The sequence below is a fragment of the Cellulomonas sp. RIT-PI-Y genome, assembly GCF_025642745.1.
Classification (GTDB): domain Bacteria; phylum Actinomycetota; class Actinomycetes; order Actinomycetales; family Cellulomonadaceae; genus Cellulomonas.
Genome location: NZ_JANZKP010000012.1, coordinates 36,799 through 56,549, shown reverse-complemented (window position 1 = coordinate 56,549; position 19,751 = coordinate 36,799). Strand labels below are relative to the sequence as shown.

The window sequence follows — 19,751 nt, the reverse complement described above, 5'->3', positions numbered from 1 at the left end:
CCGTCCCCAGGAAAGGACGACATGCGCACGCGTCACACCCTGATCGCCGCCACGGCGCTCGGCACCACTCTGGCCCTCGCGGCCTGCTCCTCCGGCTCGGGCTCCGGCTCGGACGGCGATCGTCTGGACAACGGCGACCTGTCGACCGTGTCGATCGGCATCCACTCCGGCTGGGACGAGGGCATCGCGGTCTCGCACCTGTTCGCCGCCATGCTGGAGGACGACGGCTACTCCGTCACCTCCGAGGAGGCCGACCCGGGCGTGGTCTACACCGGCATCACCGGTGGCGACTTCGACCTGAACTTCGACATGTGGCTGCCCACCACCCACGCCGACTACTGGGAGCAGTACGGCGACGAGATGGAGGACCTGGGCACCTGGTACGACGACGCCAAGCTCACCATCGCGGTGAACGAGGATGCGCCGATCGACTCGCTCGACGAGCTGGCCGACAACGCCGACCTGTTCGACAACCGTCTGGTCGGCATCGAGGCCGGTGCCGGTCTGACCCGGATCACCCAGGACGAGGCCATCCCGACCTATGGTCTGGACGACATGGAGTACGTGGTCTCCTCCACTCCGGCGATGCTGGCCGAGCTGAAGGGCGCCACCGACGCCGGCGAGAACATCGCCGTCACCCTGTGGCGGCCGCACTGGGCCTACGACGCCTACCCGATCAAGGACCTCGAGGACCCCGAGGGCGCGATGGGCGACGCCGAGGAGATCCACACCGTCGGCCGCACCGACTTCGCGGCGGACTACCCGACGCTGAGCAAGATCATCGAGAACTTCACCCTGACCGACGAGCAGCTGTTCTCCCTGGAGAACCAGGTGTTCAACGAGGACGGCGGCTCCGACCCCGCCGCGTCGGTCCGCACCTGGCTGGACGCGAACCCCGACTTCGTGACCGAGCTCAAGGACAAGGCCGGGGTCTGATCCTCCCTGGACGGACGACGGCCCCGGAGCGCAGGCACCGGGGCCGTCGTCCGTTCGAGTGCGAAGAAGTCGTCGCCCGAATCGCCTGGATCGCGACGAGTTCTTCGCACTCGGCGACCGGGGTCAGGCGGTCAGGGCCGTGCGGCCGCCTCGACCGCGCGCCGGAGGTCCGGCTCGAGGTAGATCACCCGCGCGATCGGCACCGCCGCCCGCACCCGGCGCTCCGCCGCGTCGATGGCGTGTGCCACCTCCGCCGCGGACTCCTCGGCGTCGACCTCGATCTTGGCCGCGACCAGCAGCTCCTCCGGCCCGAGGTGCAGGGTGCGCAGGTGGATCACCGAGGGCACGCCCTCCCCCACCAGCGCCGCCCGGATCGCGTCCACGTCCCTGCGGCTCGCCGACTCACCGAGCAGCAGCGACTTGGTCTCGATGGCCAGCACGATCGCGATCGCCACCAGCAGCAGGCCGATCGCCGCGGAGCCGACCGCGTCCCAGCGCCCGTCGTGCGTGCCCAGTGTCATCCCGACGCCGAACAGCGCGAACAGCAGGCCGAGCAGCGCGCCGAAGTCCTCCAGCAGCACCACCGGCAGCTCCGGCGCCTTGGCCGTGCGGATGTATTGCCACCAGGACTGGTCGCCGCGGGTGTGGTTCGCCTCCGTGATCGCGGTCCGGAAGGAGAAGCCCTCCATGCCCAGAGCGGCGATCAGCACCACCACCGGCACCCAGTGCCAGGACTCGATCGGGTGCGGCTCGGCGAACTTGTGCCACGCCTCGTACAGCGCGAACAGCCCACCGAGGCTGAACAACACGATCGACACCACGAAGGCGTAGAGGTAGCGGGCCCGGCCGTAGCCGAACGGGTGCTCCTCGTCCGCCGCCCGGCGGGCACGCTTCCCGCCGATCAGGAGCAACAGCTGGTTGCCGGAGTCGGCGACCGAGTGCACCGACTCCGCCAGCATCGAGCTGGAGCTGGTCAGCAGGAAGGCGATGAACTTGGTCACCGCGATCCCCAGATTGGCGGACAGCGCGGCGACGATCGCCTTGTTTCCCCCACCGTGTGCCATCGGAGCTCCCCTCGGGTGACTGCGTACGGACCGGGGGTGATGCTAGACGACGAATGCCCCGGGCCACCGCCCGGGGCATTCGTGTGCGTGCGACGACTCAGACCGCGCGGGCCTCGGACTCCAGCAGGACCGGGATGCCGTCGCGGACCGGGTAGGCCAGCGGACGATCCGGGTCGGTGGAGACCAGCTCCGGCTGACCGCCGGGGCCGACTCCGTCGACCAGGGTGGCTCCGGTGACCGGGCAGCGCAGCAGCTCGCGCAGCCAGGGGGCGGTGCCGGTGGTGTTCTCGCTCATGGTCAGATCTCCTGCCGGACCAGTGCGAGCACGTCGTCGCGCACCTTCTCCATGATGTCCTCGTCCGCCGCCTCGACGTTCAGGCGCAGCAGCGGCTCGGTGTTGGACGCCCGCAGGTTGAACCACCACTGCGGATGGCCGTCCCAGTGCGAGACGGTCAGGCCGTCGAGCTCGTCGGTGGTGACCGGACCGGCGCCCTGCTCGGTGACGTAGGCGTGGATCACGCGCTCCCGTGCCGAGGCGACGTCGTCGACCCGGGAGTTGATCTCCCCGGACGCGACGTAGGGCTGGTACTGCTCGGCCAGCGCCGACAGCGGGTGCGGCTGCCCGCCGAGCGCGGCGAGCACGTGCAGCGCCGCGAGCATCCCGGTGTCCGCGAAGAAGAAGTCGCGGAAGTAGTAGTGCGCGGAGTGCTCACCGCCGAACACCGCCTGCGACTGCGCCATCTGCGCCTTGATGAAGGAGTGCCCCACCCGGGTGCGCACGGGGGTGGCCCCCGCGGCGGACACCAGGTCAGGCACCACCTGGGAGGTGATCAGGTTGTGGATGACCACCGGGTTCGGCCGGCCCGCTGCCTGCTCCTTGGCGATCTCCCGCAGTCCGACCAGCGCGGTGATGGCCGAGGGCGACACCGGGTCGCCGTTCTCGTCCACCACGAAGCAGCGGTCGGCGTCGCCGTCGAAGGCCAGGCCGAGGTCCGCGCCGTGCTCGACGACGGCCTTCTGCAAGTCGACCAGGTTGGCGGGCTCCAGCGGGTTGGCCTCGTGGTTCGGGAAGGTGCCGTCCAGCTCGAAGTACAGCGGGACGACCTCCAGCGGCAGCGCGGGCAGACCGGCCTCGGTGCCCAGCACCGCGGGCGCGGTGTAGCCGCCCATGCCGTTGCCGGCGTCCACGACGACCTTGAGCGGCCGGATGCCGGACAGGTCGACCAGGCCGCGCAGGAAGGCGGAGTAGTCGGCGAGCATCTCCCGCTCGGAGACGTTCCCGGCGGACTCGACAGCGGCCGGCAGACCCTCGCCCAGGTACCGGGACGCGAGGTCGCGCACCGCGGACAGACCGGAGTCCTGACCCACCGGGCGGGCACCGGCACGGCAGAGCTTGATCCCGTTGTACTCGGCGGGGTTGTGCGACGCGGTGAACATCGCGCCGGGGATGCCCAGCGACCCGGAGGCGAAGTACAGGCCGTCGGTGGAGCACAGGCCGATGGTGGTCACGTCGACCCCCCGGGAGGACAGACCCTCGGCAAAGGCGCCGACCAGCTCGGGGCCGGAGGGGCGCATGTCGTTGCCGATCACCACCCGGGGTCGCTCACCGGCCGGGGCCTCGGGGATCACCACCACCTCTGCGAAGGCGGCGCCGATCGCGCGGGCGACCCCGGCGTTCAGCTGGTCGGGCACCGTCCCTCGCACGTCGTAGGCCTTGATCAGGCCGGTGAGGTCGGGCAGGTCTGCACGGGGCGTCTCGGACACGCCCGCCACTCTAGCCGGGCGGTGTGCTCAGCGACGCGCCGACCGCTCCATGACCTGCTCGCGGGTGAGCTCGGTCCCGTCGCCGTCGACCGGGATCCAGGCGCGGTGCTCGCAGCTGTGGCAGGACACGAAGGTGACCTCGGTGCCGTCGGCGAGGGTGAGGCGCAGCCGGGTCAGCTGCCGCGACCCGCAGGAGCCGCACTCCTCGGTGCCGAGCGCGTGCGGCTGGTCCTGCCGGGTCAGCGATCCCAGCGGTCGCGCCGGTTCCGCCGCGCGCCGTCCCCGTCGCCGGCCTGTGCCCCCTGCCGCCCCCTCCGCCATGTCTCAGTCCTCGTCGCCACGCAGCACGCGCAGATGCCCGCGACGCCGGTCCTCGGTCATCCGCTGGGCGGGTGGCAGGCCCTCCGGCATGACGGCTTGGGCTGGTCGTCCGGCCTCACGGACCGCCTCCGCCAGCGCGACCAGGTCGTCATGGCTCGGCCCGGTCTCGACGAACTCCGGCGCGAGGCGCACCACGTCCCAGCCGCGCGGCGCCGTCAGGCGCGAGGCGTGCTCGGCGCACAGGTCGTAGGAGTGCGGCTCCGCGGTGGTCGCCAACGGACCGAGCACGGCCGTCGAGTCGGCGTAGACATAGGTGAGGGTGGCCACCGCCGGACGACCGCACGCGGTGCGGGAGCACTGGCGGACGGATCTCACGGGGACGACGGTACCTCTCGTCGACCGGGACCCGCGGCAGGACCCGCCTGCGGCTCACCCGTCCGTGGCGCGGAGATAGAGTGCGCGGATGGCTCCCCGCCGCTTCCTCCCCGACTTCTCCGCGCCTCGGCAGGTGGGGCCGGTGCGCCGTCGCGACCGCCGGGGCCGTGGCATCCGCGGACCGCTGCTGCCCGCCGGGCTGCCCGCTTCCCGGACCCGGGGCGAGCGCTTCGACGACCTGGTGCTCGGCTCGGTGGAGCGGCTCGAGCTGCGCTGGGGTCGTCAGCTGGACGGGGTGGAGTTCGCGGTGGAGGACGTGCCGCCCGCCGACCCGGCACCCTGGGAGCGCGGCGGGGTGCCGCTCGGCCGGTGCTTCCCCAGCGAGCCCGGACTGCCGCCGCGCATCGTGGTCTACCGCCGTCCGGTGGAGAGCCGCGCGGTCGGCGGCGACGACCTGGGCGAGCTGGTGCACGAGGTCGTGGTGGACCAGGTGGCGCACCTGCTGGGCCGCGCGCCGGAGGAGATCGATCCTCAGCTCGGGGACGGACGCTAGTCTGGCCCGGCCATGACGACCTCTGCTCCTGCCCCCGTGCCCGCCGTGCGCGTGGTCACCATCGTGTTCAACCCGGGCCCGGAGCTGGACACCTTCGTCGACAGCCTGGCCACCGCCACCACCGCCGCGGTCGAGCTGGTGATCGTGGACAACGGCGCGGAGCCCGAGGTCACCGACCGGGTGGCCGCCCGCAGCGGCGCCCGGGTGATCCGCACCGGGGAGAACCACGGCTACGGCGGCGGCGCGAACCTCGGTGCCGCGGACGCGGACCAGGACTGGCTGGTGGTGGCGAACCCGGACGTGATCTGGCGGCCCGGGTCGCTGGACACCCTGCTGCGCGCCGCGGAACGGATTCCCGCCGCGGGTTCGCTCGGGCCGGCGCTGCTGAACGAGGACGGCACGGTCTACCCCTCCGCCCGGGAGCTGCCCTCGCTGACCCAGGGCGCCGGACACGCGGTGCTGGGCAAGGTGTGGCCCGGCAACCCGTGGACCCGGGCGTACCACCGGCGTCAGGAGTCGCTCGGCGCCGAGCGCCCGGCGGGTTGGCTGTCCGGGGCGTGCCTGCTGCTGCGCCGTTCGGCCTTCGACGCGGTCGGCGGGTTCGACACCAGCTACTTCATGTTCTTCGAGGACGTGGACCTGGGCGAACGGCTCGGCCGGGCGGGCTGGGCGAACGTGTACCTGCCCACGGCCGAGGTGGTGCACGTCGGCGGGGTGTCCTGGAAGGCACGGCCCTCCCGGATGATCTCGGCGCACCACGCCAGCGCGAAGCAGTACCTGCACCGCCGCTACCACCGCTGGTACCAGTGGCCGGTGCGGATGGCGGTCAGCCTCGGGCTGGGGCTGCGGGAGACGCTGGAGCTGCGGGCGGCGCGCTAGTCCGGACCGGCGCTCAGTCCAGACCGGCCCGGTCCGCCGGGCGGACCCGCACGGTCCGGTCGGTGGTGGCGTCCAGGACCGGGCTGATGACCGAGATCAACTGACCGTCCTCGGCCGTGGTCCAGGCGAACATCGACCACGCCAGGTCGACCCCGTCCGGCGCCTCGACCTCCACCGTCGTCGCGTCCGCGTCCACCGCGGACACGTCGATCCGGTCCGTGGTGCCGACCGTCACGGTGATCGTCCGCTCCGCCAGCAGGCCCCGGTCGCCGTAGGCCCGCACGGTCAGGTCCACCGTCGGCCCGGTCTCCGTCTCCTCGTCGCCGGAGGGGCGCTCGCCCTGGGTGGGAGTCGCAGACGGCTCGGCGCTCGGCTCCGCGGCGGCCTCGGCGTCGGCGTCCGCGTCGAGGACCGTGAGCAGGAGACGGCCCCTGGCCCCCGGAGGCTGGGCGGCCAGTCCGCCGCCGGTCGCCGTCGCCGCCGCCCAGGCCCGATCCATGCGTGGCACCGAGTCCTGGTCTCCGGCGGTGCCCTCCCGGGCCAGCATCGCGCCCGCGACCACGGGCTGATCGCTCGCCACCACAGCGGTGTAGGCCCCGGTGGGAACCCCGCCCAGTGAGAGGTCGGTGACCACGCCGGGCTCCAACGTCAGGTCCTCGGCCCCCGACAGGGGCACCTCTCCGTCCGGGCCGATCAGGGAGACCGAGACCGTGGCGCCCTCATCCCCCGGAGCCAGCAGTCGCAGCTGGGCGGCGTCCGGGTCGTCCACCGCGGCGGTCTGCAGCATCAGTCCGGGCACCACCTGCGAGGTGGCAGGTGCGGCCCCGGCGGTGACCAGGTCGGTGCCGCGCGGGGTCAGACCGTCCAGCAGGGAGTCCTGCAGGTACGCCGAGATCTGTCCGCCCGAGGCCTGAGCATGGACCACGATGCGGCGTTGCTCGGCGGCGACACCCGTCAGCACCACGGTCCGGCTGGACTGCGGGGCGACCAGCACGTCGGAGCTGGTGGCCAGATCGACGGCGCCCGCCGGGCCCCACACGCTGAGCGAGACCTGCGCGGTGGTGACCCCCGGATTGACCAGCACCAGATCCGCCGTGCTCTCCAGCTCGGTGCTGCCGCCGACCAACCAGACGTCCGAGGACGCGCCGGCGCAGCTGCCCGCGGCGAGACCGCGCAGGTCGCCGTCGGTGGTCACCGCACTGGTCGTGCCGACCACCCGTGCGGCCTCGCCGTCCACGGCCGGTGCGCTGAGCAACGACGGTCCGGCGATCCCGCGCGCGGTCAGCGTGCCACCGGACAGCTGCTCCGCTTCGCCGCCCACCACGGTCAGCGTCGCCGAGCTGCCCCCGGAGGTGTCCAGCACACCGACCCGCTCGATCGGATCCACCGGCACCCGCCGGAACGCGGACCCTCCCGCGTCCGATTCCTCGGGCAGGATCAGCGGCCCGGGGCAGACCAGATTCGTGGTGCCGGCCGGCACCTCCACCTCCGTGGCGCCGGAAGCGGCGGTGTCGGCGGCGGGCAGGACGAGGCCCAGGGCGGTGGCACCGCCGGTCAGGGCCAGCACCAGCAGACCGCCGACCCAGCGCAGGGCACGGCCACGGCCGGTCGTCACGTCGGTCATCTCATCTCCTCCCCGCGCGCCGGCGGCGCACCGGCACCGCGAGCAGCAGGGCGAGCAGGGCGACCACGCCCTGCACGATCAGCCACGGCGCGCGGTCGGCGGGTTGATAGGTCACGACCAGGTGGCCGCCGTTCGCGCCGACCTCGAAGGTCTGACGCCAGCCCTCGGTCACGCTGCGGAGCGGGCGACCGTCCAGGGTGGCGCGCCAACCGGAGTCGGCGCGTTCGGCCAGCACCAGCAGGCGCCCGCTGCCCCCGGCAGCGATCCTGGTGTCCACCTGGGTCCCGGTGGCGGGGACGGCGACGGCGTCCGCACCGGTCAAGGTCGTCGCGGAGGTGGCGCCGGAGGCATCCGGGAGCAGCCGCGCCCAGGCCGCGACGACCTCGTCGACCTGTCCGTCGGCGGCGGCGGGCTGCACCCGCCAGATGACCCCGGCGGCGACCTCCGTGATCCGCTCCAGCCCGGGGGTGGCGTCCAACCGGCCGATCAAGGCGGTGCGCTCCTGCGAACGCACCGACGTGTCGTCCTCCGCGGTGCTCGGTACCAGGACGTCGGCCACCGCGAGGGCACCGAGCTCGGCGGCCACGTCCTCCCCCGACCCGGCCGACAACCGAGCCACCAGATCGACGATCTCCTGTGCCGCCTCGTCCGCCGTCCCGACGGTCGGATCGGCGAGCGCACCGGTGAGGTCCCGGGTCCGTGCCGCCGCAGCGTCCTCGACCAGTTGCGGGCCGTCGCCGCGCAGCAGCTGCCAACCGGTCGCCCCGTCCTCGTCGACCGTCAGGGCGAGCACCCGCGGCGCGTCCGGACCCTCCTGGGTCTGGCGCCCGATCGCGGGGACCACCGAGCGGTCCAGCGTGGTCAGCGCGCCCACGTCGCCCTGCCGGCTCTGCCATGCCCAGCTCGACCATCCTGCGAGCGGCAGCAGCACGGCCAGCAGGGTCGCCAGACCCGCGGTCAGCTGTCGCCAGCCGAAGTTCACCTGCGCCAACGACGTCTGCACCCCGCGGCTGCCGAGCACGGCGGCGGCCAGCAGTCCCGCGTAGGCGAACGACAGACCGGCGCCGGCCCACCCCGTCACCGCCTGGCCCGCCTGCTGCCCGACGACCACCCGCGCCGACAGGACCGTGGCCGCCAGACCCAGCGCCGCCATCAGCCAACCGAGCCGTACGCCCCGTGCCACCTCCCGTCCGCGAGCCAGGGCGATCAGAGCCGGCACGAGCACCCCGGCCCCGGCCAGCGCGGGCCACCACGCGGCCAGATCCGCGCCGAGCAGGCCGGTGAGCCAGGCCGGGACGAGACCGGAGGCGTCGGCAGGCACGCCGAGGAGGTGGTGCACGGCATCCACCGTGCCGGCGGCCTGCGGCGACCCCGGATCGGCCACCAGCAGTCGCCAGCCCGCCGCCCCGCGCGAGGCGGCCTCGGCCAGCGTCGGACCGAGCAGCACCAGCGCGGGCACCCCGGCGAGCACCAGGCGACGGCGACGGCCCCGCGGCGCGCACCAGGCGGCGGTGACGATCAGGACCAGACCCGGGAACAACAGCACCGGTGCACCGGCGGCGATCACGGCCAGTGCGAGCGAGGCTCCGGCGGCCGCGGCGATCGAGCCGGTGGGTGTCGGGTCCGGCGGGGGCGGTGCGACCTCGCCGTCCGGGTCGCCGGGATGGTCGACGTCGGGCAGCGAGATGGAGGTGGTGACGGGCGCGGAGTCCGCTGCGACGACCGTCGGCACGCCCCGCACCGGAGTCGCGGAGCCGGCCTCGTCGGACGGCCCCGACTCGGACGGATCCGCGTCCGACGGATCCGGCTCGGTCCCGTCCGCGCGGGGGGCGTCAGGGTCCGACCCGGCCCGCCGCGCGCGACGGCGGCCGCCGCGACGCATCTCCCGGAAGCCCGCCCGCGCCCATGCCTCCGGGTCGCCCCAGTCCTCGGGTGCGATCTCCGGCCCGCCGGTCACCGCTTCCCGGGAGACGGTCTCCAGGCCGGACACGACGCGATCCACCTGCTGGGCCCCGACCGCCCGGGCCAGGGCGAGCAGGAACCAGGGCAGGGCGAGGTGCACCAGCACCGCACCCACCCGGCCGTCGCCGGTCGCCAGCAGCAGGCTGGGCAGCGCGACCCAGGCCACCGCCGCCCAGAGCCGGACGGTCACCGATCGGGTGGCGGCCCCGGCTGCGAACCAGGCGCCGATCCCGGCCAGCAGCACCGCTCCGAGCACCAGCACGCTCAGGGCGACGTCCAGGTCGCCCCCGGCCAGCGCGGTCAGGGGGACCAGCACGGTGAGCAGCGCGTCGGCCGGGCCGCGGTCCCCCAGCCCGGACGGCACCCAGCCGGTGCTGATCGTGCGCCAGAGGTCGGACAGGCCGCTCCCGGCGGGCATCAGGTCGCCGCCGTTCAGCCCGGCACCACCCAGCACCGACACCAGCGGGCGGCCCAGGGCGACCACTGTGACGCCGAGCAGCAGCACCACCAGCACACCGAGCCCGATCCGACGACGTCGGGCCAGGGCGGCCAGCTCCCGCAGTTCCAGTTCGGAGGGCGCCCGGCGCACGCGGCGGGCCTCGGCGCGGGTCAGCCGACGGTCGCGCCACTGCCGCCACACCGTGCGCGGACCTGCCTGGAGCGGGCGCAGGGCGCGGCGGGACAGCCTCCGGGTCCGGCCCGCACGACGTCGAGCGCGCGCGACGGCGCCGGGCCGGGTGAGCACGCGCGCGGTTGCGGTGAGCTCGGCCGCGGCGAGCCCCGGTTCCTTGCTCGCGATCCGGATCAGCATCCGCAGCACGGCCGTGAGAGCGGCCAGCACCGCGACGAACGGGACCGCCGGCAGCGGCACCCCGGTCAGTCGCTGATGCAGCAGCGCGATCCGACGGGCACGGTACGAGCGGCGCGGATCGGCGCCGTCCGGCTCGCCGTCCGCGTCCAGGTCCACGAAGGCCTCGGGCCCGGCGTCCGGGCCGCGCAGACCGTGCAGCGAGGCCTGGGCGTGCCGGACCACGGCGCCGGGGACCACCACGACCCGGTGTCCGGCGAGCCGGGCACGCCGGCACAGGTCCAGTCCGTCACCGAACGGACCGAGCACGGGGTCCGGGCCGTCCAGCTCCGTCCAGACGTCGCGTCGGATCAGCATCCCCGCGGTGCCGACCGCGAGCACGTCGTCCCGGCCGTCGTGCTGGCCCTGGTCGACCTCCCCGGGTTCGACGTCGCGGGCGCGGTGCCCGGACCGGGAGGTGCGCAGGCCGACCTCCAGCAGACGGACCGGACGGGTCCAGGTGCGCTGCTTGGTCCCGGCGATCGCGACCGAGGGGGCGGCCTCGACCGCGCGCACCACGGCGTCCAGGGCGGTGGGGTCGGGGGCACTGTCGTCGTGCAGCAGCCAGAGCCAGCCCGCCGTCCCGGAGCCGGTGCCGACCGCGGTGTGGACGGCGGCTCCGAACGTGGCGGCTCGTGGGTCGTGCAGCACGGTGGCGCTCAGTCCCGCGGCGTCCAGCATGTCGGCGACCCGCGGATCGGGATCCGAGCCGACGTCGACCAGCACCACGCGCTCGGGGGCGCGGCTCTGGCCGGCCAGCGCGCGCAGCGTCGCCGGGAGGAAGGGGGTGCGGCCACGCGTGACGACGACCGCGGTCACTACGGAGGTGACGGTCGGCGCCGTGGCAGTGGAGGGAGTCTGTTCGGGCATCCTCAGGCCATCATGCGGCCCGGAGGCCGGGTTTCGTCAGACCACACGCCGCTTGAGCTTGCGGCGCTCTCGCTCGGACAGTCCGCCCCAGATGCCGAAGCGCTCGTCGTTCTCCAGTGCGTACTCCAGGCACTCGGACTTGACCTCGCAGCTCTGGCAGACCTTCTTGGCCTCCCGGGTGGACCCGCCCTTCTCCGGGAAGAAGGCCTCCGGGTCGGTCTGGGCGCACAGCGCCCGCTCCTGCCAGCCCATCACTCCGTCGTCCTCGGGGCTGCCGAACAGCGGCAGGACCGCCGCGCCCTGGGACGTCGGAGAGGTGAGCGCGTCGGACGGGAAATCCCCGTCGTCGTCGAGCAGATTCCACATGTGTGCCTCCGCGCTCGATCGTGGTGAAGTGCTGTCGGTGGTGCCCCCTGCGCCGAACCGCACCGCGCCGTCCCTCAGGACGCACAGCCAGAGCTCGGTGTGTCTCCGATGCAAATTACACGGGTGTCGTTCCCATCCGTCAAGCCGAGGCGTGCTATTGGGCCGTGATCGGGCGAAGTGTCCGGATCTCCTGGCCGCGACCTTCACCGATCCCGCACCGCAGCTCCCCCGACGCCCGACCCGGGCGCGACAGGCCCGGCACCGGTGTCGCCGCCTACGCTGCTCGCATGCCCGCCGCCGAGCCCCGACCTGTCCTCACCGTCGCCGACCTGCTGACCGGCCTGCTCCGGGAGCCGGGCCGGCCCCGACTCACCTGGTACGGGGCCGACGGCGAGCGGGTGGAACTCTCCGGCGCGGTGCTCGACAACTGGGTGTCCAAGAGCGTCAACCTGCTCGTGCAGGAGTTCGACATCGCCCCGGGTTCGACCGTCGCACTCGATCTGCCCCCGCACTGGCGCAGCGTGGTGTGGGCGCTCGCCGCCTGGCGCTGCGGGGCCACGGTGCGTACGGGCGCCGAGGAGCCCGCCGATGCCCTCGTGACCGATCGTCCCGGCCCGGCGGCCTCGCGCACCGCACCGCTGATCGTCCAGAGCCTGCCGGCGCTCGCCCGGTCCTGGCCCGGCGACCTCCCACCCGGTGCGATCGACGCCGCCCAGGCGGTGATGACCTACGCGGACACGATCGACTGGGTACCCGAGTCCGACCCGTCCGCGGCGGCGCTGGATCTGGAGGACGGTCGTCTGGCCCACGGCGACCTGGTGCGGTCGGCTGAGGCGGCGGTCGCGGTGGAGCGGGGCGCGCGCACCCTGTTGCCGACACGGGGGCGACGCACGGACCTGGCCCCGCTGCTGCTGCGCGCGCTCGGCGTACTGGCGTCGGACGGCTCACTGCTCTTCGTGCTGGACGGCGACCAGGACCGGACCGACCGGATCGCCCGGGACGAACGGGTGACCGCCGTCGGGTGAGCGGTGGCGGTCACCCGACCGGCCGCACGGTGCCGTCGGCGTCGAGCAGCCCCCACCACACCTCGCTCCAGGTGGTGTCGGCGGTGGTCGGGGGGGACACCAGGGAACGAGCGATCGTGGTGCTCAGGGTCCCTCCCACCGAGGAGGTCGGGGAGGCGTTCCAGGGCAGGTCTGCGGCATCGAAGCTCGCGACGGCGACCGGCTGCTCCCCCCAGGCGGAGGCGACAGCGGCGAGCTGCTCGGTCGTGGGCGGCGTCACGTACTCGATCACCTCGACGTCGCACAGCACCCGCAACGTCGCCAGGTAGCGGAACGGGCTCGAGTGCACCCAGACCACGCGCTCGGCGCCGGCCTCCTCCAAGGCCGCGCAGACGGCGTGTGCCTGGTCCGCTCGCCCGGACAACTCGACCACGCTCGCGGTCGAACGCCATCCGTGGACGGGGGCGATCACGAGCACGGCGACGATCAGCGCCGACACCGCTCTGCCGAGCCCCCTCCCGACACCCGTCCCGCGTCTCGGGCGCCGGGCCAGGCGGGCCGCCACGAGCGCCGCACCGAACAGCAGAGCCGGGTAGGTGGCGGCGATCAGTCGGCGGGACGCCCACATCTGATCGGGGGTGATGTTGACCACGACGACCGGAAACATGCCGGTCACCAGGAGGACCGCTCCCACGACGCCCGATCGCGCGTCACGGCCGCGGACCGCGGAGACTGTCACCCCCACCAGTCCGGCCAGCCCCAGGACGACAGCCCCCCAGCCGAGATACCAGGAGACCCACACCAGTGTCTGCTCGTCGTAGGTCCGGGCCGGGTCGAGCGGCAACCCCGCCGCCTGCTGCAGGATCTGGACCGCGACGCCGTACGCCTGGTCACCGTCGCTCCGCCGGCCCTCGTACCACCAGGGTCGGCTGAGGAGCACCAGAGCGACCGACGTCCCGAGCCCGGCGACACCCGCCGTCACCGCTCGTGGGCGCCGGGCGAGCGCGGCCCGCGCCCGCGCCCACCAGCGTTCCGGCGCCAGCTGGACCAGGACGCTCACCGACACCGCTGCCCCGGTTCCGAGCAACAGCTGCCGGACCAGCGGTGCGTGCACCCGCGCGTACTCCGGGCTGAGGTGGTGGACGTCGATCAGCCCGACGGCCATCAGGGCGACCGCTGCGGCCGTGGCGAGCACCGCACCCCGGCGCCGCACCCGGACGGGCAGCCGTTCCGAGGGCACCAGCACGGTGAGCAGGGAGCCCGCGGCCAGTCCGACGACGGCGACCGCCCCGTCGATGCGGGCTCCCGCCACCACGCCGATCAGCGCACCGGCCAGGACGTGCCGGCCGAGAACGCCTCCGGCGCCCGGTGGCCACGGGGCCGAGAGCACCGCCAGAGCACCACAGAGGACGGCGAGGCTGAGCGGCTCGGTGTAACCGGCACGCGTGAAGACCAGGTACGGCAGGCACAGGCCGAGCGCCAGCATGGGGACGAGCGCCCAGAGCGGACCGATCCACCGGCGGCACAAGGCGTAGAACGCGAGCAGGCCCACCGCGCCGATCAGCAGATTGCCGCTGAGCACCGCTCGCTCACCACCGAGCCAGCCCTGCACCGCCAGCACTCCCGGGACCATGGTCGTGCCCTGCGCGTACAGCTGTCCGCCGTGCAGCCAGAACGCCTCGGTCCCCGCACTCGCACCGCCCGCGGCGGCGGCCTCGGCAGCCCCTCCGACCCCGATCAGCGCGCTGCCGTGCTCGGACATCCACAGCGCCCGCAGGGTCAGGAACCCGGGATCGCGGTTCACCACGACGTACTGCGCGGCGTACGGCAGATTCAGTCCCCACCACAGCGCGACGGCACCGAGGGCGAGCCCAGCGCCCGTACCGACGTGGCGACCGCCCGGAGACTCGGGCACCGCCCGCCACGACAGCGCGATCAGCGCGGCCGCCACCGGCAGAACCGTCCAGGGCCTGAAGATCCCGCTCTGCGCGGCGAGCACCCCGGCCACGGCCAGTGCCGCCAGCCAGACCGGGATCCGGTCGGGCAGCTCGGTCCCGAGCCGCGCGAGTCGACGAGCGACGGTCACGTCAGGGAACCCCGGCCTGGACCAGGACCCCCGCGCCCGAGACGTGCAGGGATCCGTCCGAGGCCGGCACGAACGCCGCCTCCCCCGCCTGCAATCTGATCTGGTCCCCCTCGCCCCGCACGGTCAGCGCACCGTCCAGGCAGAGCAGTTCGCGTGGCCCACGACCCGGCAACGGGTGCACCCGGTCGTCCTCCACGCGGGTGATCGACAGCTCGAAGTCGTCCACCGGTGCGTAGTAGACCCGCGTGGCACCGTGAAATCGTTCGGGGGCGATCCGGATCGGGGGGGCGGCCACGTAGTCGACGTTCCGCAGCACCTGGTCGACATCCACGTGCTTTCCGGTCAGCCCCGCACGCAGCACGTTGTCCGACGAGGCCATCACCTCCACGCCCACGCCGCTGAGATAGGCGTGCACGCCACCGGCGGGGACGAACAGCGCGTCACCGGGCTGCAACGTCACCGGGTTCAGCAGCAGCGAGGTCACCACGCCGGGATCGCCGGGAAACGCCTCCTGCAGCCGGACCACCGTGCGGTCCGCGCGGGGCGACGGGGAGCCGGCGGCGAGCCTTGCCGCGCAGGCGGCGGCGACCTCGGCGATGGCCTGAGCGCCGGCGCGACTCTCCGGCCGGAGCAGATGGGTGAAGGCGGCCTGGATCCCGTCGGCGTGCGGGCGGGCCGCGAGCAGCGCCCGCAGTTGCTGGGCCAGGGGCACCTCCAGCCCCTCCAGCAGCTCGGCCGCGCGCCGGGGAGCACGGAACCCGCAGACGGCCTCGAACCGGGTGAGGGCGAAGACCAGCTCGGGCTTGTGATTGCGGTCGCGGTAATTGCGGTGCGCGGCGTCGTGAGCGATCCCCGCGGCCTCCTCCTCGGCGAACCCGGCCCGCGCCTGGTCCAGATGCGGATGCACCTGCAACGACAAGGGCGAGTCGGCCGCGATCACCTTCAACAGATACGGCAGCGAGTCGCCGAACCGCGCGCGGACGTCCGGGCCGAGCACCCGCTCCGGGTCGGCCGCGATCACCTCGGTCAGCGGACGGGCGGCACCGTCGGCTCCGCGGCACAACGACGGCGCGCTCGCGTGCGCGCCGAACCACGCCTCGGCCACGGGTCCCTCGGAGGACTCGATCCGGAGCAGTTCCGGGATCGCGGTGTGCGACCCCCAGGCGTAGTGCTGGATTGCCGTGGTCAACCCGAACATGTCTCCGCCACTCCTCGCGTCGCTGGTCCGGCCGGTCCCGGCGGGCCGACCGCCGATGCTACCCAGGGCGCCGCGCCGGAACAGGTACGTCGGACCGTGCGCGCCGATCAGACCTGTGCCCTTAGGGTGAGCACGTGGCTGATCTCCCTCCCCTGACCTGGTGGTCGACGATGCGCTGGGACCTCGTCGACCGCGTCCTGCCCACCGACCGGCGATTGTCGGTGGTCGAGATGGGGTGCGGCATGGGTGCTTTCGGCGCCAGGCTGGCCGCCCGGTACGCCGACTACACCGGGGTCGAGCCGGCCACGGAGTCGGCGCAGGTCGCCCGGGAGCGAGTCGCTCCCTATGGCGGGAGGGTGGTCGCGGATCAGTCCGACCTCGACCCGGACCAGCGCTTCGACCTGCTGTGCGCCTTCGAGGTCCTGGAGCACCTGGAGGACGACGCCGGGCTGCTCCGTGACTGGGCGCAGCTGCTGCGCCCCGGCGGCCAGGTCGTGGTCTCGGTGCCGGCGGACCCGGACCGGATGGGTCCCTGGGACGAGAAGGTCGGCCACTACCGTCGGTACGACCGGGAGCAGATGACCGACGTCCTGGAGGCCGCCGGCCTGCGACCGCTGCAGGTCCAGCACTACGGCTACCCCTTCGGCTACGCGCTGGAGACGGCGCGCAACCTCATCGCCCGTCGTCAGGAGCGGCAGTTCGCCGGTGTGCCGTTCGACGAGCGCACCGAGGGCTCCGGACGTCAGCGCCAGGCGGTCTCCCCGACCGCCGGACGACTGCGCCACGTGGCCACCCGTCCGTTCGCCGTGTGGCAGCGCCGGGTGCCGACCGCGGGCCCCGGACTGATCGGCCTCGGCGAACTGCAGCGGTGAGGATCCCAGCGGACGTCGTCGGTCAGGACACCTCGGACGTCGGGCCCTCCGGCACCGGCCCCTCCTGACCGGTCCTGCGGAGCAGGAGCATCCCGGTCCCGGCCATCAGCAGGTCGCACAGCGTCTGCACGATCCGGCTGACCAGCACGATCACCAGCACCGCCGCGGTGTCCGGCACCACCCCGCCCAGCAGCGTGGCCAGGACGACCTCCCGCGCGCCCAGCCCGGCGGGCACCACGATGATCAGGAAGCCGATCACCCAGGCGATCGCGTAGGCGCCGGTCACCCGCAGCCAGGCCTCGGCTCCGACCTCGGACCCGGCCGCGACCGCGATGAACCAGACCTGCACGCCGGCGACCAGCCAGCCGAGGATCGACCACCCCGACGCCGCGATCGTCCCCCGGGTGGTGAGCGGGTGCTCCAGCGGTTCGCGGCGCAGCAGCCGCATGCCGACGGCGAGCAGCCGGTTCATCACCGCCGGCACCAGGAGCGCGAGAGCGATCGGGAGCACGAGCCACAGCCACCGGTACGAGGCGCTGAGGCCACCCGACGTGAGCGCGAGGCCGGGCACCCCCACCACCAGCCCGGTGACCAGGCTGACGAACACTGTCACGAGCATGGCGCTGAGCGACCGACGGCGCGGGATCCGCTGGTCGGCGCCGAGCTCGCTGGCCGCGACGGCGTTCCACACCCCACCGGGCACGTACTTGCCCAGTTGGCTGACGAAGAACACCCCGAGCGCCTGCCGCAGGGGCAGCGTCGATCCCAGGTCGGCGAGCACCGCCCGCCAGGAGAGCATCGTCACGGGCAGGTAGACGAGACCGGCCAGGAAGGCGGCGACCACCAGCCCCGGGGGCATGTCGCTCAGTGCGGCGACGATGTCGTCCCATTCGCGGTGCACCGCGAGCGCCGCCGCGCCGACGGCCACCAGGACGAAGGCCCAGCGGGTCCACGGCGACCGCAGGACGCCGATGACGCGGCCGATCATGCCCGCTCCATCCAGGTGGTCAAGGGCTCCACGGCCCCGGCGGCGGAGAAGCTCTCCCGTGCGTGCTGCACCGACCGCGCGGCGATCTCGTGCACACGGCTCCGATCGGCCGCGAGGTCGCGCAGGACCGCGGCGAGGGCCACCGGATCGCCCGGCGGGACGAACACCGCGTGCTCACCGAAGGCTCGGCGTTGGGGGGCGGTGTCACTGGTCACCACCACGCAGCCGGCGGCAGCGCCCTGGTAGGCCTTGTTCGGCACCACGCGCGACGCCTTGTCGCCGAGGCCGAACACGCCGAGGCACACGTCGTGGGCGGCCACCAGGTCCGGCAGGTCGTCCCCCGGCACCCACGTCAGGCGACGGACACCCGGGACGGAGGCGAGAAGCGCCTCGACCTCCGGCTCCTCCTGGCCGGTGCCGATCAACGTCGCCTGGACCAGGCCGTCCAGCTCCCGCAGAGCGCGGGCGATCACGGGCGCGCCCTGCAACGGGGTGAACAGACCGAAGAACACCACCGACAGCGGCGCATCACCGGCCGGCGGCGTGCGGTGCCCACCGGCGTCGAACCAGCGCCGATCCGCGCTCACGGGCACCACCATCGCCCGGTCGCGGAATCGTTCCGGCAAGGCGTCGAGATGCTCCTGGGTGTCGACCAGCACGAGATCGGCATGCCGCAGCGCCCAGGTGTCCAGAGCTCGCAGCGCGATCTGTTTCACCGAGCCGCGCTCGCCCCGATCGGTCGCGGTGCCCGCGCCGGAGATCAGGTAGTCCAGCACCACCGGGACGGGCCGGGTGAGCAACCGGACCAGGCTCACGTCGAAGTGCCCGAGATGGCCGACCACCACCGCGGACGGACGGGGGGCACGGCGCCGACGCCGTGCCAGCCGGGGGCCCAGACGCAGCCAGGATCGGCACAACGCCCGGCCGAGCTGCGGCAGCCGGCTCGGGTGCCGGAGCACCTCGACGCGTTCGGCGGTGTTCAACCGCAGGGGTTCGACGATCTCCTCGACCTGATACCCCCGAGCGGTCAGCCCCTCGATCAGCACCCGCATCCGCGGGTGCGCCTCCAGGTCGTACGTCCCCGCGGCGAGAACCGGACCGCGGGTCATCGCGCCAGGACGTCCGCCGCGGCGACCGACCAGCGTTCGGCCCAGTCGCCGATCGGCTCCACGCCGATCGCACCGAGCGCGTCGTGGCCCAGGACGGAGAACGCCGGGCGTCGCGCCTTCTGGACGAAGGAGCGGGAATCGGTCGGCCGCACGATCGCGGGGTCCAGGCCCGCGGCGGCGACTGCCGCCTGGGCGAACCCGTGCCACGTGGTCCGGCCGGAGGAGGTGCCGTGATAGGTCCCGGCAGGCGCCCCGGCGGCGACCAGCCGCTCCACCAGGTCGGCGAGGTCCACGGTCCAGGTCGGCTGCCCGACCTGGTCCGCCACGACGTCGAGGCCGCCCTTCTCGCCTGCGACCCGGACGATCGTCTTGGGGAAGCAACCGCCCTGGGCGCCGTACAGCCACGCGGTGCGCACGATCAGGTGGTCGGGATTCTCGGCGCGCACCGCCCACTCGCCGGCGGCCTTGGTGCGACCGTAGGCCGACCGCGGTGCGATCGGAGAGGTCTCCGCGTACGGGCTCTCGGCTTCGCCCTCGAACACGTAGTCGGTGGAGATCTGCACGATCCGGGCTCCCGCCCGACGGGCCGCGCGGGCCAGCAGCTGCGGGCCGACCGCATTCACGGCGAACGCCAGGTCCTCGTGCTCCTCGGCCGCGTCCACCGCGGTGTAGGCGGCCACGTTCGCCACCACCTCGTAGCCCTCGACCGCATCGGCGACCGCGACCGCGTCGGTGATGTCGAGCACGTCACGGTCCACCGCGGTCACCTCGTGCCCGCGCGTCTGGAGCAGGGACACCAGGTCCCGCCCGAGCATGCCATTCGCACCCGTCACCAACCAGCGCACATCCACTCCCTGTCGTCGTCGGACCGTCCGGCAGCCTACCCGGCGGGTTCGGCCACTACTGTGAGGACGCTGCCCGAAGCCGATCTCC

At 73.7% G+C, this 19,751-nt stretch carries 18 protein-coding genes; 5 read left to right on the top strand and 13 right to left on the bottom strand.

The window, feature by feature from the left end:
• Positions 1–21 precede the first annotated feature (21 nt).
• Positions 22–936 carry a glycine betaine ABC transporter substrate-binding protein gene (locus OGL89_RS06110; RefSeq protein WP_263119018.1) on the top strand — a complete coding sequence of 305 codons (915 nt, stop codon included), beginning with the start codon at positions 22–24 and terminating at the stop codon, positions 934–936.
• Between the two features lie 131 nt (positions 937–1,067).
• On the opposite strand, the gene OGL89_RS06105 is transcribed toward OGL89_RS06110, so the two are convergent.
• The 5 genes from OGL89_RS06105 to OGL89_RS06085 form a co-directional block, all read right to left on the bottom strand.
• The gene (locus OGL89_RS06105; protein ID WP_263119017.1) at positions 1,068–2,000 is read right to left on the bottom strand and encodes a cation diffusion facilitator family transporter; all 933 of its coding nucleotides are present in this window, start codon (positions 1,998–2,000) and stop codon (positions 1,068–1,070) included.
• Positions 2,001–2,097: 97 nt separating this feature from the next.
• Positions 2,098–2,295: a hypothetical protein gene (locus OGL89_RS06100; RefSeq protein WP_263119016.1), complete on the bottom strand. Its 198-nt coding sequence runs from the start codon at positions 2,293–2,295 to the stop codon at positions 2,098–2,100.
• 2 nt (positions 2,296–2,297) lie between these two features.
• Complete coding sequence (locus OGL89_RS06095; protein WP_263119015.1) at positions 2,298–3,773, bottom strand: phosphomannomutase/phosphoglucomutase; 1,476 nt, start codon at positions 3,771–3,773, stop codon at positions 2,298–2,300.
• 18 nt (positions 3,774–3,791) lie between these two features.
• Positions 3,792–4,085 (bottom strand): hypothetical protein, encoded by a 294-nt coding sequence (locus OGL89_RS06090; protein ID WP_263119014.1) that lies wholly within the window; start codon positions 4,083–4,085, stop codon positions 3,792–3,794.
• Positions 4,086–4,088: 3 nt separating this feature from the next.
• The gene (locus OGL89_RS06085; RefSeq protein WP_263119013.1) at positions 4,089–4,460 is read right to left on the bottom strand and encodes a DUF3499 domain-containing protein; all 372 of its coding nucleotides are present in this window, start codon (positions 4,458–4,460) and stop codon (positions 4,089–4,091) included.
• A gap of 88 nt (positions 4,461–4,548) precedes the next feature.
• Here OGL89_RS06085 and OGL89_RS06080 point away from each other — a divergent pair, with 88 nt between their 5' ends.
• Positions 4,549–5,013, top strand: a complete 465-nt coding sequence (locus OGL89_RS06080; protein ID WP_346770683.1) for a metallopeptidase family protein — start codon at positions 4,549–4,551, stop codon at positions 5,011–5,013.
• 36 nt (positions 5,014–5,049) lie between these two features.
• Positions 5,050–5,892 (top strand): glycosyltransferase family 2 protein, encoded by an 843-nt coding sequence (locus OGL89_RS06075; protein ID WP_263119012.1) that lies wholly within the window; start codon positions 5,050–5,052, stop codon positions 5,890–5,892.
• A 13-nt stretch (positions 5,893–5,905) separates the two neighbouring features.
• On the opposite strand, the gene OGL89_RS06070 is transcribed toward OGL89_RS06075, so the two are convergent.
• The 3 genes from OGL89_RS06070 to OGL89_RS06060 all read right to left on the bottom strand — a co-directional run bounded on the left by OGL89_RS06070 (position 5,906) and on the right by OGL89_RS06060 (position 11,561).
• The gene (locus tag OGL89_RS06070) at positions 5,906–7,516 is read right to left on the bottom strand and encodes a DUF5719 family protein (protein WP_263119011.1); all 1,611 of its coding nucleotides are present in this window, start codon (positions 7,514–7,516) and stop codon (positions 5,906–5,908) included.
• A 1-nt stretch (position 7,517) separates the two neighbouring features.
• Complete coding sequence (locus OGL89_RS06065; RefSeq protein ID WP_263119010.1) at positions 7,518–11,144, bottom strand: glycosyltransferase family 2 protein; 3,627 nt, start codon at positions 11,142–11,144, stop codon at positions 7,518–7,520.
• A gap of 87 nt (positions 11,145–11,231) precedes the next feature.
• Positions 11,232–11,561, bottom strand: coding sequence for a WhiB family transcriptional regulator (locus tag OGL89_RS06060; protein WP_276582069.1), 330 nt, complete (start codon positions 11,559–11,561; stop codon positions 11,232–11,234).
• A 287-nt stretch (positions 11,562–11,848) separates the two neighbouring features.
• Between OGL89_RS06060 and OGL89_RS06055 the strand changes: the two genes are divergently transcribed.
• The gene (locus tag OGL89_RS06055) at positions 11,849–12,586 is read left to right on the top strand and encodes a TIGR03089 family protein (protein WP_263119009.1); all 738 of its coding nucleotides are present in this window, start codon (positions 11,849–11,851) and stop codon (positions 12,584–12,586) included.
• Positions 12,587–12,596: 10 nt separating this feature from the next.
• Here the strand turns inward: OGL89_RS06055 and OGL89_RS06050 are convergent, their stop codons facing one another.
• Positions 12,597–14,651, bottom strand: a complete 2,055-nt coding sequence (locus OGL89_RS06050) for a hypothetical protein (protein ID WP_263119008.1) — start codon at positions 14,649–14,651, stop codon at positions 12,597–12,599.
• Between the two features lies 1 nt (position 14,652).
• Entirely contained in the window at positions 14,653–15,849 is a 1,197-nt protein-coding gene (gene manA / locus OGL89_RS06045; RefSeq protein ID WP_263119007.1) for a mannose-6-phosphate isomerase, class I, read from the bottom strand.
• Between the two features lie 134 nt (positions 15,850–15,983).
• On the opposite strand from manA, the gene OGL89_RS06040 reads away from it, so the two are divergent.
• Entirely contained in the window at positions 15,984–16,721 is a 738-nt protein-coding gene (locus OGL89_RS06040; RefSeq protein WP_263119006.1) for a class I SAM-dependent methyltransferase, read from the top strand.
• Positions 16,722–16,743: 22 nt separating this feature from the next.
• Here OGL89_RS06040 and OGL89_RS06035 read toward each other — a convergent pair whose 3' ends face one another.
• Genes OGL89_RS06035 through rfbD form a run of 3 tightly spaced genes read right to left on the bottom strand, consistent with a single transcriptional unit; the run spans position 16,744 to position 19,663 of the window.
• Positions 16,744–17,709: a YbhN family protein gene (locus tag OGL89_RS06035; RefSeq protein ID WP_263119005.1), complete on the bottom strand. Its 966-nt coding sequence runs from the start codon at positions 17,707–17,709 to the stop codon at positions 16,744–16,746.
• A complete protein-coding gene (locus tag OGL89_RS06030; RefSeq protein ID WP_263119004.1) occupies positions 17,706–18,818 on the bottom strand; it encodes a glycosyltransferase family 4 protein in 1,113 nt (370 codons plus the stop codon). The genes OGL89_RS06035 and OGL89_RS06030 overlap by 4 nt, the downstream gene beginning before the upstream one ends.
• Positions 18,815–19,663 carry a dTDP-4-dehydrorhamnose reductase gene (gene rfbD / locus OGL89_RS06025; protein WP_263119003.1) on the bottom strand — a complete coding sequence of 283 codons (849 nt, stop codon included), beginning with the start codon at positions 19,661–19,663 and terminating at the stop codon, positions 18,815–18,817. Before rfbD ends, OGL89_RS06030 begins: the two co-directional genes overlap by 4 nt.
• Positions 19,664–19,751 lie beyond the last annotated feature (88 nt).